The organism is Geomonas sp. Red276, from assembly GCF_054784495.1.
The window spans coordinates 136941-152825 of the sequence record NZ_BLXW01000012.1 but is presented as its reverse complement, the minus strand read 5'-3'; the positions used below and the strand labels follow the sequence as shown (position 1 = coordinate 152825).

General features: G+C 55.3%; 9 protein-coding genes. 2 read left to right on the top strand and 7 right to left on the bottom strand.

The features are described from left to right. A partial coding sequence (locus ACYVL5_RS10730) for a hypothetical protein (RefSeq protein ID WP_460595564.1) occupies nt 1-300 on the top strand: 300 nt, incomplete at its 5' end. Nucleotides 301-416: 116 nt separating this feature from the next. Here the strand turns inward: ACYVL5_RS10730 and ACYVL5_RS10725 are convergent. The 7 genes from ACYVL5_RS10725 to ACYVL5_RS10695 all read right to left on the bottom strand — a co-directional run bounded on the left by ACYVL5_RS10725 (nt 417) and on the right by ACYVL5_RS10695 (nt 14764). Beyond that, nucleotides 417-1574, bottom strand: coding sequence for a reverse transcriptase family protein (locus tag ACYVL5_RS10725; protein WP_460595563.1), 1158 nt, complete (start codon nt 1572-1574; stop codon nt 417-419). A gap of 122 nt (nt 1575-1696) precedes the next feature. Further along, entirely contained in the window at nt 1697-2920 is a 1224-nt protein-coding gene (locus ACYVL5_RS10720; RefSeq protein ID WP_460595562.1) for a phosphoribosyltransferase-like protein, read from the bottom strand. Between the two features lie 120 nt (nt 2921-3040). Further along, the gene (locus ACYVL5_RS10715; protein WP_460595561.1) at nt 3041-6166 is read right to left on the bottom strand and encodes a type I restriction endonuclease subunit R; all 3126 of its coding nucleotides are present in this window, start codon (nt 6164-6166) and stop codon (nt 3041-3043) included. Nucleotides 6167-6177: 11 nt separating this feature from the next. Then, entirely contained in the window at nt 6178-7548 is a 1371-nt protein-coding gene (locus tag ACYVL5_RS10710) for a restriction endonuclease subunit S domain-containing protein (RefSeq protein ID WP_460595560.1), read from the bottom strand. Continuing rightward, nucleotides 7545-9287 (bottom strand): type I restriction-modification system subunit M, encoded by a 1743-nt coding sequence (locus tag ACYVL5_RS10705; protein ID WP_460595559.1) that lies wholly within the window; start codon nt 9285-9287, stop codon nt 7545-7547. The genes ACYVL5_RS10710 and ACYVL5_RS10705 overlap by 4 nt, the downstream gene beginning before the upstream one ends. 972 nt (nt 9288-10259) lie before the next feature. After that, nucleotides 10260-10979: a creatininase family protein gene (locus ACYVL5_RS10700; RefSeq protein ID WP_460595558.1), complete on the bottom strand. Its 720-nt coding sequence runs from the start codon at nt 10977-10979 to the stop codon at nt 10260-10262. Between the two features lie 11 nt (nt 10980-10990). Then, nucleotides 10991-14764 (bottom strand): PAS domain S-box protein, encoded by a 3774-nt coding sequence (locus ACYVL5_RS10695; RefSeq protein WP_460595557.1) that lies wholly within the window; start codon nt 14762-14764, stop codon nt 10991-10993. Between the two features lie 246 nt (nt 14765-15010). Between ACYVL5_RS10695 and ACYVL5_RS10690 the strand changes: the two genes are divergently transcribed. After that, nucleotides 15011-15859 carry a CvfB family protein gene (locus tag ACYVL5_RS10690; protein WP_460595556.1) on the top strand — a complete coding sequence of 283 codons (849 nt, stop codon included), beginning with the start codon at nt 15011-15013 and terminating at the stop codon, nt 15857-15859. Nucleotides 15860-15885: the final 26 nt, after the last annotated feature.

The following is a 15885-nucleotide window of genomic DNA, read 5'->3' as shown; positions in this document are numbered from 1 at the left end:
CGGGCGGCAGGATCTTCAGTTCGCGATTTCCGTGAGGCGCCGGCGAGCTCGCTTCGCTCACCGCCTCACATCGTCACAAAACCAAAACCAAACGGCCCCTCAGAGGCGACAACTATCCTGACACAGGGGGAACAGATCTGCTTAAGTCGTTGCGATAGAGCTTTCGTCAGCATTTATGGCGACGAACGTTTGCCATCTAATCAAAGAACCATTGCAAATGCCCGTACCTTTTTGGCACAGCCAGGACTTACCCTCGACTTTTTCAGTGCCGAATCTGCCCCAGTATGGCAAATCCCGTAATTTGCTGCGACAGCGTCTACCCAGCGCTCAGACCATGACTGCGCTCAACCCGTCGGCAGGCAAAGTGAACCCCGTTGGAAAGATATCTAAATACCGGAACGGACTACTAGAAGGTCTTAGACGCCCTCTGGCCAGTCAATCTTCCCAAATTGAGCCAGAAACTCAGAACCGAGGCATGGATCAATAGATGCGACAAATTGGATTTTACCCTTTAGATGATTTTTGAATCCCACGAGGGAGTTAAAGCCACGTCTAGCGCAGTGTTCATGGAGGGAAAACCTAGTGGCATAATAAAGATGATTTTCAATTGATTCGCGTAATTCCTTTGTCACCTTTGGCGTGTCGCCATTAACAACCAGACCAGTGACAATTTTTCGAGCGCCTGGAGGGATGATGTGGGTCTTGCGGGAGTGCCGACGAAAACCGAATCTCGACAACAAAGTTGATACTTCGGTGATTAAGGCAGTTGCCTTTTCTCGGTCTAAAGAATTAGAGGAAAAAGTGAGATCATCTGAGTACCTGGAATAGGAACATTTATATTTTCTGGCAACATCAGAAATTTGAATATCTAGAGGTATGAAAACTAGATTTGATAAAAGTGGGCTTGTTGGGGCGCCCTGTGGCAAGTGTCCTAAGGTACAGGCTTCATAGAAGTGGTAATGACCGTTTATACTTTTCCACCGACCAGACTTGTTCATTCGTGAGTTGGAGGAAATACGAGAGGATTTATTCGATATGGGGTTTGCATTCACACGAGTGCAAAGACGTGTTAGTTCCAGAGAAAGAAGCTTTGTATATCCCATTCCATGAAAAACATGGAAGACCTGCCTCTCGGATATAGATTCAAAGAAGCGGCTGATGTCAATTTTGACTAACCATTTTGCGTTACAATGGACATCAGCATTTTTCTTTATGGAGCTTCCTTTATTGTAGGCAAAAGAGGACGGGTGAGAAGAGAAGTTCTGGAGAATGTTTTGATGAATCCATCTTTGGGCTTTCAGAAGCAGATAGTCGGGAACAACAATTTGTCTATACCCACCACTGCGCTTACGAATCATAAACTGCTTATAGGGGTCTCTATTACGAGAGACGATGCTTCGTAACTCATTATAAGGTGTATCTGTAATGCATGCGAGGTGGCCGAGAGAAAAAATAACCGGAAGTCCCTTCGCATGGAGTGCCCTACCGTAATCAGTAATGGCCAGAAGGTACTCTTCAGCATAGCCGTTTTTCCGGCCCTCGTTTTCAAATAAGTTTGGGTGCCAGGTACTCATTTACTTTGACTCGCATTGCGAGGGTTGGTGGAGCGTCTGGCACAGGCGTTCGAGGTCATAAGGCGCTTCACCAGCCTTTGGCTCAAGCTTCAGCTTTTCCATCGGGAAACAGACCCTGCTCCCTAATTGCTCTCTGATGTATTTTCATCAGAGAATCCGCTAAACTTTCTCTGGCACCCAAAGAAGGAGGAAGGATAATACATATCACAATTTTTTGCAATAACCAAAGGCTCCATACTCTTGGGCCGGCCATTCGTTTTGTATCTTTTGAGAAGGTCTAAACCAAAATTAGAGATCCGTCCATTGTCGTCTATAAATCCAGCTCTTCTACACCTTCGTAGAACTTGCCCAATTTCAGTCTCAGTTAAGAGGGTAACCTTCGACAAATTTGGAGCTTTGATGCCTTTCGCAAGAAACCCAAGGATCATCAGCAAATTCATCAATCGCCTTGATAGCGACTGGGATTCAATTTGATCTAGTATCATTAAGGCCAATCTGGACTGCCCAGCATCGAAAAGCCTGTCAACGGCTGCATCAGTCACATCTTTTCCAAACAAGGGTTGTAATGAAGCAGGAATACCCCTATTAGGAAAGAGTGGTTTCCAGGATGGCCCCTGCGCCCACAGTATGGATGGAGCGTTGTTTGGACACCCATGCTGGAAGATCAAATTAGAACGAGATGAGCCATAACCAAGGGCAGCTTTAGGTTTGTTTGTTCGCCTTCCATACTTTAAACACAAACCTTCAAAACCTTGATTCCATCCCCCAGGAGGTGAGGTGACCTCCATCTTGTAATGAATTCGATCTTCGCTCAGAGGACCAATTTTTTTTGCGAGAACCAAAATAGCAGCCGTATGAGCCGCGTAGGTGATAACCCAGATGTTACATTTCTTATGGGAAATCCAGCTTTTAATACTCTTGCTTACCTTATCCCGCCAATATTTGTAAACACTATCTCCTGATGCTAGGACGTCATCTATCAGAAAAATATTTGGAATTCGCTCCGCACGCATACTTTCAACAGTTGGCGCGACAACGTATTTTCGCGGTTTAGTTCTTTCGAGGTTTGTTAAAATATAGCCTATCTTGCCTGAGCTATTGTACCTCTCCCTTCTAATGCGAATAGGTTCACCAATATAGATTTTTCTAACTGGTTTCACCGGAAATAGAGCAACCTTTCCATTAAGCTTATCGCCAACAGTCTCAATTAATTGGGTGAGTTTTGTTTCAAAGTCCGAAGCTGAAACCAACACTAAACGATTCAAGAAGGCCTTGGCAAGAAGTCTATCTCCCCCAGAAAAAAGTGACAGCCACTCTTGAGCTTCTTTTGTCTCGGATAAAGGCATTTCCGTCCTCTCTGCCCTCTCTAGCACCTTGCTAAATTAGCTACAACTTAGTTACACTACAGGAAATAACCTCTCTTTACAATCACAAAGGATCACACTATCATTCCTGCAAGGCGACAATTATGTCTGAACCTGAGATCGCAGCGACTCCCATAGTCTGGCTGGTCCGAGCAAGATGTCTTTGAGGCCATGACGGACTTTCTCTGAATCCAGAGCCTGCCTGCTCATGGTCTGGTGGGCGGCCAAGGCGTCCATGATTGCAATCATGATCTCAGCAGATAGGTCAGGGGAGTTGGCGAACTGCTCCTTGGTGTTGTTGGTCGCCTGCTGAATAAGCGTTTCGGATTCCAGCAGTTTTCCCTTCAATACGCTATTGACGTACACCAGCTTGTCGTCGTCGGTCAACTCTCCCTCGAAAAGCTCATTCACCTTGGTGATGATCTCGTTCAGCCAGACGACATCCTTTTCTCGCACCTCGCCACTGCCGGTATCGGTGAGCGGGGTGAGTTTGTTCGCTTCGCCATCGCTGAGCGGCAAAGTGGTTTTCCCCAAGTCTTTTAGCTTATGATGCGTCAGCACGACCTTGGAGAGATCGACACCACTGCGCTCACGTCCGAAATCCAGTAGCGGGAGCAGTCGCCTGAAAAAAATCTTTCTTTTCTCGATGTCCGTGTTGCCGTAGTCGAAGATTTGAGACAGGAACGCGTACACCCGCAGGAAAGTTCCCAGGTTGCGCTTGAACAGGATCAGAGTGTTGATTTCATTATTGGCAGCCTGCTCGGCGACGCTGTCCTTTCTCGCCTCTGCGGCTTCCAGTTTTTCCTGAGCGAACTTGTAACGCTTCAGCAGGCGGTCGGCAACCGGTTCCAGGGCTGCATATAGCTGCCCCTGTGTTGCCTTCGGGTCCATTTCCACACCGACTACCCGCGCCACCTCATTCTCGTCGTAACAACCGGTCGCGTCCAGTTTTGTCCGTAGGTCATAGACCAGGTTCGGATCGGTCACTCCTGCCAGTTCGGCGGTTTCGAAATAGGTCTTGAAGGAGGCCAGCACTTCCTGCGGATCGTTCACGAAGTCGAGGATGTAGGTGGTGTCCTTGGTGCCGAACTTGCCCCGGTAGGCACGGTTCAACCTGGACAAGGTCTGCACCGCCTGAATACCGGCCAGTCGTTTGTCCACGTACATGCCGCAGAGAAGGGGCTGATCAAAGCCGGTCTGGAACTTGTTGGCGACCAGTAGGATCTGGTACTCCTCGGTAGCGAATGCCTTGCGCATGTCGCGTCCGCGCAGATTCGGATTCAGGCTTTTGCTGTCCTCAGTTAGGGGCTCGGAGCCGGATTCCTTGTCGTTCACTTCGCCGGAAAAGGCGACCAGGGTGCCGATGCGGTAGTTGTTGTCCTTGATGTACTTCTGAACCGCCAGCTGCCAGCGCACCGCTTCCAGGCGGCTGCCGACGACGACCATCGCCTTGGCCTGGCCGGAGAGGAGCGGGGCCACGTTCTCGCGGAAATGCTCCACCACCACCTGCACCTTCTGGCTGATGTTGTAAGGGTGCAGCCGTACCCAGCGCATGATCCCCTTCATCGCCTCGTTTCGCTCCACCTCCTTTTCATCCCACTCCTTGCCGCCGGACGCCAACCGGAAAGCTAGCTTATAGGGGGTGTAGTTCTTCAGCACGTCGAGGATGAACCCTTCTTCAATTGCCTGGCGCATGGAGTAGACATGGAAAGGGGAGGGGAGGTTGTCCGGTCCGGCGGGCAGTTCTGGATGGGGGCGACGGCCGAAAAGCTCCAGGGTCTTTGCCTTGGGTGTCGCGGTAAAGGCGACGTAGGTAATTCCGGTGCTGTCGGCACGAGCTGCCATTTGAGCGGCGAGGATGTCTTCGGTGCTTACTTCGCCGCCGTCTTCGAGTTCCCGCAACTCCTCGGCCGACAGCACCGCTTTCAGTTTGGCAGCTGCCGAACCGGTTTGGGAGCTGTGAGCTTCGTCGGCGATCACGGCAAAACGCTTCCCTTGTGTTGCGGCCAGTTCCTGTACTTCTTTGAGGGCGAAGGGGAAGGTTTGGATTGTGCAGACGACGATCTTCTTGCCTCCGGAAAGCGCCTTGGCGAGTTCGCCGCTCTTGCTGGAGCTGGTGCCGGTGATGGTCGCGACCACACCGGCGGTGCGTTCGAAGTCGAAAATCGCTTCCTGCAATTGGGCATCGAGGACGTTCCGGTCCGATACCACCAGCACTGAGTCGAAGATCTTTCTATTGTCGGCGTCGTGCAGATCGGCCAGGAAGTGTGCGGTCCAGGCGATTGAGTTGGTCTTTCCCGATCCGGCGGAATGCTGGATGAGGTACTTGCTGCCAGCCCCCTCGGCCAGAACAGTCTTCAGCAGTTTTCGCGTTGCGTCCAGTTGGTGGTAACGGGGGAAGATGACCGAGGCGATCTGCTTTTTATCGTCACGCCGGGTGACCAGGTAACGGCCGATGATCTCCAGCCAGCTTTCCCGCTCCCATACCTGCTCCCAGAGATAAGCGGTGCTGTGGCCCGATTCACTTGGCGGGTTGCCCGCCGCGCCATGGTCCCCTTGGTTGAAAGGGAGGAAGGTGGTACTAGCGCCCTGCAGCCTTGTGGTCATCATCACACCGGAATTACTCACGGCGAAATGAACCAGAGCCCCACGGGGAAAGTCCAGAAGCGTATCCGCGGTCGATTGACCTTTGGGCTTGGGAGCACGGTCGAAGCGGTATTGATCCACGGCATCCTGCACAGACTGGGTGAAATCGCTCTTCACCTCAACCGTCGTAACCGGGATGCCGTTCAGGAACAGCACAAGGTCGAGAGAGTTTTCATTGTGGAGGGAATAGCGTACCTGCCGCACGACCCGAAGCCGGTTTGCTGCGTACTTGGCTTGCAGGTCAGGGTTCATCGCCAATGCCGGCTTGAACTGGGCCAGTTGTAGCGGTTGGCGCAGCCCTAGGAGTTCGACGCCGTGACGCAGCACGTCCAGTGTGCCTCGATCGTCCAACTGTTTGCGCAACCGGTCCAGCAGAACAGCTTCTGTGGCGGCACCGTGGCTCTTCGTCAACGAATCCCAGGCTTTGGGTTGGCTAGCCTGAATCCAGGAGATGGTATCAGCGGTGAAGAGGGCGCGACTCCGGTCGTACTGCGCCGCGTCAGTCTCGCAATACGACCATCCGTTGGCGGCGAGGTAAGTGCAGATGTCGTTTTCGAAGTTGATTTCCCTGTGCAGGTCCATGGATTCCCCACTTACTCTGACTTTGTGACCACCAAACCTCTCACATCAATCTTTCCAGTAACCGCAGTTGAGATGAGGGCGATACGGCGTTCCTTGAGGAGGTCTATCGCCCGTTGAGCTTCAGCCAGAAGTGCGTCGATTCTAGCGGTTTCTGCATTGATGAAGGCGACAATGGCAGACTGCTCTTCTGGAGGCGGCACCGGAATAATCCATGAGCCAATATGCCCTTGTGATATTTTTGCCATCGACATACTAGAGCCACGAGCATCTGTTTCTATTAAGGAGCGCCCGTATTTACTGATGAGTAGGTTGCAGAAAAAGTTCGGCTCATTATTTGGCTTGAGCAGTATCCTGTATACCAAATCAGACAGCATTAACCTGTAACCCACGAATTCCGTAACAACACATGCATCGCCAACAAGCTCTGGTGTATTACCGCGAGTTAGAAGCAAATCTCCAGGTTTAACCTCAAGCGCAGGGTCAGGATCTATTCCGGCGAGAAGCATCTTATTCTCACCTGCGATGAACTCACCATTTTTTATGGCACCTAGTTTAAGCACTCCCCAATTGTCAGGTTCACAAGACTCACTTGATGCAACCGGGCTCCAACCCTGCTCAATCCTTCCTATCACTCTTGTAAACTGTAAAACCTCCCAACTTTCCGGCACCTCACCAAGCCACTCAATCCCCGAATCCTTCATCGGTGCATCCGGGTTCAGTCCCTTGGTAACGGCGTGAGAGATCACCGCCTGGCGCTTTTCCTTCAATATCGTAATCAGTCGTTCCTGTTCGGCTACGAGCGCGTCAATCTTGCCCGTTTCGATGCTAAGGAAGGTGAGGATTGCTTTCTGTTGATCAGCGGGTGGAACGATCACCGGGAGTTCCATGACATTCGTCGATGAAATGGACGCCAGGTTGGTGCTTTGTTTTGACCGGCTCATAAAATAGAACTGCGCGTAGTCTGAGCCCGTGACAGTATTCAGCCAATCAGAACCAACAGTAGCTGGCCGTACGGCGAAGACGTGATTTTGATGAATGCACGGCTCTATTTCACCCTGCCAGACATGGCCTCGCCCAAGCTTATCGAAATCTCCACCCTCGTTCATCAGCACATCACCGGCTTTAAGGGCATAGCGCTGTAAATTTTCAGCAGGTATTTGGATTGTCGCTACGTCATCCAATGACAGGTAGCCGTCTTGGACATTTGCTACCCGCAAATAAGGCACTTCCACGGTGTCCTTTCCCACATTGTCCTTGCCCTTGGCTACACCTGTTTGGACTGACGCGATAAACTTCAGACGAGCTACCGTCCATCCTTGCGGCACCTCTCCCAGCCACTCAACCCCGCTGTCCTTATAGCTCTCATAACGCGCTAAAGTCATGCCGATAGTCCCTTGATCATCTCCAGAATCCGGTCGGTGCACTGCTTCAGTTCCGCATCGATAACCGAGAGCTCACGTGGCGGCTGGAAGACGTAAAAGTGCCGGTTGAAGGGGATCTCATAACCCACCTTGGTCTTCTCGTGGTCGATCCAGGCGTCCTTAGCGTGGGGGAGTACCTCGCGCCTGAAGTAGGCGTTCACATCCTCATTGAACGGGACGTTCTCGGTATCGCGCAGGCTGCTGTCCGGTTGCGGCTTCCCTTTCTGCTTTCCCTTGCTCCCCAGGATCACCTGTCCCTTTTCATCCTTCAGAGGACGCTCCACAGTAATGGTGCGATAGCCGAAGTCACAGTTCTTGAAGATCCGACTGATCGGCTTGCCGTCCTTTTTCGCCTCAATAAAATTCCCGAAAAGGCGGGTGACCTCGGCAATATGGTCTTCTGACATTTCCTTGCGCTTGCTTCCTAGACTTTTGCGCATCTTCTGCCAGAACGAGGAGGCATCGATCAGTTGCACCTTGCCCTTGCGAGCTTCGGGTTTCCGGTTACTGATGATCCAGACGTAAGTGGAGATGCCGGTGTTGTAGAACATGTCGGTCGGCAGGCCAACAATCGCCTCCAGCAGGTCGTTCTCCAGCACATAGCGGCGTATCTCACTTTCGCCGCTTCCTGCGCCGCCGGTGAAGAGGGGAGAGCCGTTCAGGACGATGCCGAAGCGGCTACCACCCTCGGCCGACGGGCGCATCTTCGAGATCAGGTGCAGAAGGAAAAGCATGGAACCGTCGGAGACACGCGGAAGCCCGGGACCGAAGCGGCCGGTAAAGCCCAGTTGCTCATGTTCCTTGCGAACCTCCTTCTCCACCTTTTTCCATTCCACACCAAAGGGAGGGTTGGAAAGCATGTAGTCGAACTTCCGGTGAGGATGTCCGTCTTCGGAAAGGGTGTTGCCGTAGGTGATGTTGCCTACGTCCTGCCCCTTGATGAGCATGTCTGCCTTGCAGATGGCGTAGGACTCGCCGTTCAGTTCCTGGCCGTAGACCGTCAAGCGGGCCTGGGGGTTGTGTTCCTCCAGGTATTCGCCGGCAACCGACAGCATGCCTCCGGTGCCTGCGGTCGGATCATAGATGGTCCGCACCACACCCGGCTTGGACAGCACCTCGTCATCCTCGATGAAGATCAGGTTGACCATCAAGCGGATAACCTCACGAGGGGTGAAGTGCTCACCGGCCGTTTCGTTGGATATCTCGGCGAATTTACGGATCAACTCCTCGAACACGAGCCCCATCTGGTGGTTATCCACCGCCTCGGGGTGCAGGTCGACCTGCGAGAATTTCTCGGCAACCTGATAGAGCAGTCCGCATTTATGGAGACGCATTACCTGGGAGTGGAAATCAAACCGTTCGAAGATGTCGCGGACGGCAGGGGAGAAGGACTGCACGTAGCTGTCGAGGTTTTCCCGGATGTGGTCCTGGTCCCCCATGAGCTTTTTCATGTCCATAGGGGAGGTGTTGCAAAAGCTAAGGCCGGCCTTGCGGAGCAGGAAGGGCTCGGGATTGAGCCCCGACTTCTGCTTCTCCGCCAATTCGGCGAGCACGGCATCCTTAGTTCCCTCCAGCACACAGTCAAGACGTCGAAGAACGGTAAAAGGTAGGATGATCTTGCCATATTCAGATTGTTTATAATCGCCGCGCAGAAGGTCCGCGACAGACCAGATAAAGGAGGAGAGAGCTTGTTGGTTCATAGGTGTCCGGTACATAAGTATTTTGGTGCCGCAGTTCAGTAAATGCCACTAAAACGTCGAATTTGCGGCGTTTGCATACTATCGTTTTTGGCTATGGTTGTCTACCTTGGTTTTTAAGGAAAGTTTTACGAAGTACGGAGGAATGGCAGGCAAGATACAAGGAAAACTGAGTGCGGACCGAGGGAAGGTGGCCTCGGGGAGATTTGAATGTTTCTGTGGGTTACGTCTGGTTGAGACGAAGTTGGACGTCGTGGTCTTTATCTCCACCGTACGCCGGATAGTCATCTGATTCAGTTGCTGATAGTTGTTGTTTGGAAACAGCCCTTGTTTCTTAGGCAAAGGGCGTTTGAGGACTCAGAAGAACGTCGAACATGCTGTTTTAAAAAGTGCTTGGCGGATTTCGGCCGCCATCTGTTAGTCATCACATTTAGTTTGAGTTAGTCATCCAATTTAGATATCCCGAGGCAAATGAGGGAGATCCCTTTGCTCCACTCCCCTTCAGATATCTATTACGTCCCATAAGATATATTATGTAAAGTATGATGTCTCTATCTTGGAGCGTAATTCGGAGGGGCGTCGTGGAGTGGGCTTCTCAGGCAGCGGAGATGGTATCTCAGGAGTGTCAGGAGAACTTCGAGAATTACTAGATCAATGTAGTCGTGACAGACCAACCTGCTGTTACTTCTCAAACAAGTCGCGCGTACGCCGACTCCCGTATCCTTGTCGTCTGAATGCGTCTTCCGCCTGGACGGTCTCACCTGAACCAGGTTTCGTCACAGTTGTCACCGACTAAAAGGAGTTGTCTCGGCTTCATACCGACCTTTGAGTGTGCGAGACCGCCTTTTCTCCCCTCTAGTCCATGCCGACCGAAATCAGACCCATACCCACCCCTGGACCATACGGAAAAAGCCGCTTAAAACGCAAATTTAGAAGCTGCTTTTTTAGGCGATTCTTGAGGGGTGCCGGAAGCCCTTACCAGCGGCGGCTTTCCAGCGCCTTTACCAGCTCAACCACCTTGTCGGCCACCAGGGACTCCAGGATCCGTCCTTTTTCGGCGCTGGCCTTGGAGGGATCGCCCCAGACGCCGCCGGGCCAGAAACTCCGCTTGTCCCGGACCAGGATTCCCGGCGGGAACGTCGGCCATTCCTTGGGCGAACTCCCTTTGACCAGCTGCGGATGCGAGTGCATGATGCGCGAGGTTTCGATCTCACCGGCATGGGCGTCGCCCGGCGTCTCCAAAAGCTGCGCCGCCGTTTCTTTGGCCAGGTCGTATTCGGTCACCACGGCCATGTTGATGTCGCCGATCTCCAGCAGCAACTCCTCCCCGGCGTCCTGCAGCGCCATCCGGTGGCTCCCTCCGGCATGTCCGGTCAAGGCGATGAAATTCATTAGACCGTGTGCATGAAGCGAGCGGACGATGTCCTTGAAGAGCGCCTTCAACGTGGCCGTGGTGATGGAGACCGTACCGGGATGCAGCGAGGTAGAGCGGCAGCAACCGTAATGGATCGGCGGGGCGACGAAGAGCGGGGTCCGCTCGGCCGCCCTCTTCCCGACCTCGTAGGCCTCGATGGTGTCGGTGGAGAGCGGGAGATGGCTTCCGTGCTCCTCGACCGAGCCAAACGGGATGTAGACGGTGCGGCAGGTCTCGAGCCCCTCCGCAAACTCGTTCATGGTCATCTCTTCCAGCAGCATCTATAGCCTCCTCAATCCGCGTCCAAGAGATCGCGGATCTTCTTGGCCAGTTCCGACGGCTTGGCCGGCTTCATGATGATGTCGATCCCGTCCATTTCGATCCCCTTGTCCTCGATGACGTCTGAGGTGTAACCGCTTAAAAACAGTACCTTTAGCTGGGGGTCGCGGGCCCTGAGCTCCTCACAGACCTGTTTGCCGTTCATCTTGGGCATGATGACGTCCAAAAGCGCGAGCTCGATGTCGTTGGGGTTCCGCTCGAAGAGTTCGAGCGCCTGTTCGCCGCTTTCCGCAAGGAGCACCGAATAACCGAAACGGGTCAATACCGAGTCTACCAGATGGCGGACCGCCGGGTCGTCCTCCACCACAAGAATGGTTTCGCTGCCGCCGTTGGGCATCACCAGCGAGGCCCGTTTCTCTTCCGCCTCCAGACCCGGGACGAGCGGGAGATAAACGAAGAAGGTGGTTCCGGCCCCCAACTGGCTCTTCATGGTGATGAAGCCGTTATGCTGCTTGACGATTCCGTACACGATGGAAAGCCCGAGGCCGGTACCGCGGCCGTTGGCCTTGGTGGTGAAGAAAGGCTCGAAGATCTTCTGCTGGGTCTTTATGTCCATGCCGGTGCCGGTGTCCGAGATGGTGATCAGGGCGAAACGGCCGGGTGCGCCGAAGCCGTGTTCCTGCTGGAATTCCTTCCCCAGCGCGACGATCTCGGTCCGGATGGTGAGCTCGCCCCCGCCCGGCATGGCGTCCCGGGCGTTGGTGGCGAGGTTCATGAGCACCTGCTCTATCTGCCCGCTGTCGGCCATCACCACCAGGCGCTCGTCGGTCAGGTCGGTCTTCAGCGCGATGTCTTCGCCTATGATCCTCGTGAGGAACTTGATGTGGTTGCGGGCCAGGCCGTTTAGCTCCAGCTGCTGCAGGAGCATGACCTGTTTGCGGCTGAAGGCCAGCAGGCTCCTGGTCAGGTGGGTCGCCCGGTCGGCGGCATCCAGGATCTGTTCCATGTGGCTTCGCTTCGGGTCCTCGGGATCGAGCGTGTAGTGGAGAAGCTGACCGAAACCGGTGATGACGGTCAGTATGTTGTTGAAATCGTGGGCGACTCCCCCCGCCAGCTGGCCGATCGCCTCCATTTTCTGTGCCTGGCGCAGCTGTTCTTCGAGCCGCTTGCGCTCGGTCATGTTCTCCTTGAAGGCCATGTAATGGCTGATGATCCCCGCCGAGTTCCTGATCGGGAAGATGGTGGCGTGCTCCCAGTAGGTCTCACCGTCCTTGCGGCGGTTGAAGATGTCGCCCGACCAGACCTTCCCCGCCGTGATGGTGTCCCACAGATCGCGGTAGAGCTCGGGGGCGGTCTTGTCCGATTTGAGGAGGCGGGGATTCTCCCCGAGGACCTCGCCCGACTGGAAGCCGGTGGTCTGGATGAACTTCGGGTTCACGTACTCGATCTTGCCGGTGGTGTCGGTGATCATGATGGAGATCGGGCTCTGCACGACCGCCTGGGAGAGTTTCAACAGCTGCTCCTCGACCAGGTTCCGCTCGGTGGTGTCCCGGTAGACCACCACGCAGCCGACCAGCTCTCCCTCCTCCCTGATCGGGGTGCTGATGAACTCGACGGTGAAGCTGCTGCCGTCCTTGCGCCAGAAGAGCTCCTCGCCGTGGTGCGGACGGCCGTCGCGCAGCGCCTGGGAGATCGGGCACTCCTCCTGGGGGTAACGGCTGCCGTCCGGCTTGGTGTGGTGCCCCAGCGAATGGTGGTGCTTGCCGAGCATCTCCTGCGGCTCCCACCCCATCATCTGCGCCCCCGCCGGGTTCACGAAGGTCACCATCCCCTTCATGTCTACCCCGTAGATCCCCTCCCCTGCCGCGTCCAGGATCAGCTGGAGTTGCCGCCTGGTCTTCTCGTGGGCGTCCTGGGCGTGCTTTCGGGCGGTGATGTCCTCGAGGGTCTGGATGGCCCCGAGCAGTTTGCCGTCGCGGTCGCGGATGGGGGCCGCGGTGACCACCAGGTAGTGGAGAACGTCGTTACGGTCCCGGTACCAGCTTTCGGTCTGGACCCCATCGGGGATCTGGTCGTCGATGGACTCCACGGTGTGGCAGGCGGTGGTCAGTTTCCCCCCTCCCCTCACGATCAGGTCGGCCAAAAGCGGGTGCTCGGTCTCGTGGAAGATCTTCCAGAGGTCGGTGACCCCGAGGACCTCGGTGGCCTGGTAGCCGGTCAGGGTTTCGCAGGCGTGGTTCCAGATCACGACCTCGTGGTCGCTGTTGACCACGAAGGTGGGGAGGATGGAATTCTGCACGAGGCTCTCGGCGAATTCCTTCTGACCCTCCAGGTCCTCCTGGGCCCGGTTGAGATCGGTGACGTCGTGGATGACGCCGATCACCCCGACGGTCCCCTCCGAGTCAGGGAAGAGGTCCTTGTAGATGATGACATCCCTGCTGCTGCCGTCGGCGCGGGGAATCCTGGACCGGTAGACCTGCAACTCGCCGTCACGGGCCACTTTGACGTCGGCCAGCCGGTTCACCTCGGCGGTGTCGTCCGGGAAAAGGTCGCTGAGCGACTTCCCGATCACCTGGGAGCGGTCGAGCCCTATGAACTCCTCCAGGGCGCGGTTGCACCCGAGGTAGTAGCCACGGGAGTCCTTGTAGAAGATCGGAATCGGCGTGGTGTCGATCACCCGCTGGGAGAAGGCGAGCTGCTTGTGGATCTCCTCCCGGCGGTGCTCCAACTCGTCCAGCAGCGTGTTGAAGGCGTCGGCCAGGGTGGCGATCTCGTCGCCGCTCTCTACGGAGATCCGCTTCCTTTCCCCGTCGCCGGCCTTGAGAAGTGACTTGATCTGGTCGGTCATTCCCAAGAGGGGAGCCGTCAGGTAGTGCATCAGGATCCAGGCGGCCAGAAAGGAAATCGGGAAGACGCAGACAAGGGCCGCCAACAGGAACTGGTGCGCGCGCTGTACCGAGGCGAGGGCTTCCGACTCGGGATAGTCGATGGCCAGGATCCATCCGGAGGTGGAGAGTTTCCGGTAGGCGCTGATGATCCGGGTGCCCCGGGCGTTGGCCCGCACTCCGGTCCCCTCGTACCCTCCCACGGCCCGGTCCGCCAGGGTGTTGATCCCGGTGGCGTCGTAGGGCTTGAGGATCCGGTCGCGGACAGGATGGGAAACGACGGTCTTCCGCGGGGTGAAGAGATAGAGGTATCCCTGGTCGCCGATCTTGGTCGAGGCGATCTTTCCGAGGAAGTTGCTCTTGGTGAGATCGAGGGCGCCTGCCAGTACCGCCATTATTCCCCCTTGAGAATCGAAGACGGGGGCGGTGAACATGACCACCGGGTGGTGGTGGGTCTGGGGGGAGACGAACGGCTCGGAGATCTGGGGAGCCCCGGTGGCAAGGGTCGCTTTGAGGAACTCGCTTCCGGAGAAATCGCGGACCATCATCTCCTGCTCGCGCGGGGTTTCGAAGATTAACCGCCCCCGGGGCGAGAAAAGAAAGAGTCCGTTGTCGAAGGCCGCCCGGGTGTCGGGACGCCTTTGGAAGAAGTTTTCCAGGGTGGAGCGATCGTTTATGGTGCCGCTGGTGATGGTGCCGGCCGTGGTAACCAGCTCGGTCTGCAGGGCGAGGAGCTTGTCGTCCAACTGTTCCGAAAGCGCGGTGACCATGGCGAACTGCTGGGTGAACACCAACTGCTTTATCTGATCGACGAAGTAGATGCCGGCGGAAAGGGTGAGTATGGTAAGCAGGACAGCGATAAGGAGGGAAATGGCCCAGGTAAGCTTGGTTTTCAGGCTCAAGGGTGGATCTCCATAGGGGGACACACTGCAGGGATACTGTCGAGCCTCTGCGCGTGTCCTGGCAGCCACTGAAGTCTGGTGTTATGATAGGTTGATGTTAAAAAGATACTGGATCTTTTTAGACAGGTGGCAATAGAGGTCAAATTATGGCATATCTGCTGATAGGTATCGACCATTTTTTGCCAGAGTTAAATTTTTGCCAGTGAGTGAATGATGTCTAATTTTATTATTGCGGAGCGAGGTTACATGAAGGAACGATCAGCAGGCACTGTCCTGGAACTGGGAAGATTCAACGTTCTGCCGGTCAGCAGACTAACCTCCATCGGAGCCTACCTATCCTCGTCCGAGGGGGATATCCTCCTTCCGGCCAAGTACCTCCCCGAGGGGCTGGCCGCGGGGGCCAGGGTCGCGGTCTTCGTGTACCTCGATTCGGAAGACCGCTTGGTGGCGACCACGTTGCACCCGAAGGCACAGGTGGGAGAGTTCGCGCTGCTGCAGGTCAAGGAGACCGCCACGGTGGGAGCCTTTCTCGATTGGGGGCTGGAGAAGGACCTGCTGGTCCCGTTCGCGGAACAGGCTCTCCCCATGAAGAAGGGAGAGAAGCACCTGGTCAGGCTCTACCTCGATCGTTCGGGGAGAATCGCGGCCTCCTCCCGCATCGACCGGTTCCTGGAGCGGGCGTCGGCCGAGCTGAAAAACGGTGCGGAGGTCGAGCTCGTCTTCTACGAGTTCACCGCCCTGGGTGCCAAGGTCGTGGTGGGCGGCCGCTATCCCGGCCTTCTTTTCAAGAACGATCTCTTTGGGCGGTACCGGGTCGGCGATCGTACCCAGGGGTTCGTGAAGAAGGTCCGTGAAGACGGCAAGATCGATGTGACCTTGAGAAAGAGCGGATTCCAGGGGGTGGCCGGCAGCAGGGATACCGTCATCAGGGTGCTCGAGGAGCGGGGCGGTTTTCTGCCGGTGGGGGACAAGAGCACGCCGGAGGTGATCTACGAGCTTTTCCGCATGAGCAAGAAAAGCTTCAAAACCATCATCGGCAACCTCTATAAGCAGGGGGTCATCGAGATCTCCAAAGACGGGCTCAAGCTGAAATGAAGCGAGACCCGTTCTGGGTCCAGGTT

Bases quoted from the DNA above. Each gene is read 5' to 3' on its own strand.
- ACYVL5_RS10725 (WP_460595563.1), bottom strand. From the start codon at position 1,574: ATGAGTACCTGGCACCCAAACTTATTTGAAAACGAGGGCCGGAAAAAC.
- ACYVL5_RS10720 (WP_460595562.1), bottom strand. From the start codon at position 2,920: ATGCCTTTATCCGAGACAAAAGAAGCTCAAGAGTGGCTGTCACTTTTT.
- ACYVL5_RS10715 (WP_460595561.1), bottom strand. From the start codon at position 6,166: ATGGACCTGCACAGGGAAATCAACTTCGAAAACGACATCTGCACTTAC.
- ACYVL5_RS10710 (WP_460595560.1), bottom strand. From the start codon at position 7,548: ATGACTTTAGCGCGTTATGAGAGCTATAAGGACAGCGGGGTTGAGTGG.
- ACYVL5_RS10705 (WP_460595559.1), bottom strand. From the start codon at position 9,287: ATGAACCAACAAGCTCTCTCCTCCTTTATCTGGTCTGTCGCGGACCTT.
- ACYVL5_RS10700 (WP_460595558.1), bottom strand. From the start codon at position 10,979: ATGCTGCTGGAAGAGATGACCATGAACGAGTTTGCGGAGGGGCTCGAG.
- ACYVL5_RS10690 (WP_460595556.1), top strand. From the start codon at position 15,011: ATGAAGGAACGATCAGCAGGCACTGTCCTGGAACTGGGAAGATTCAAC.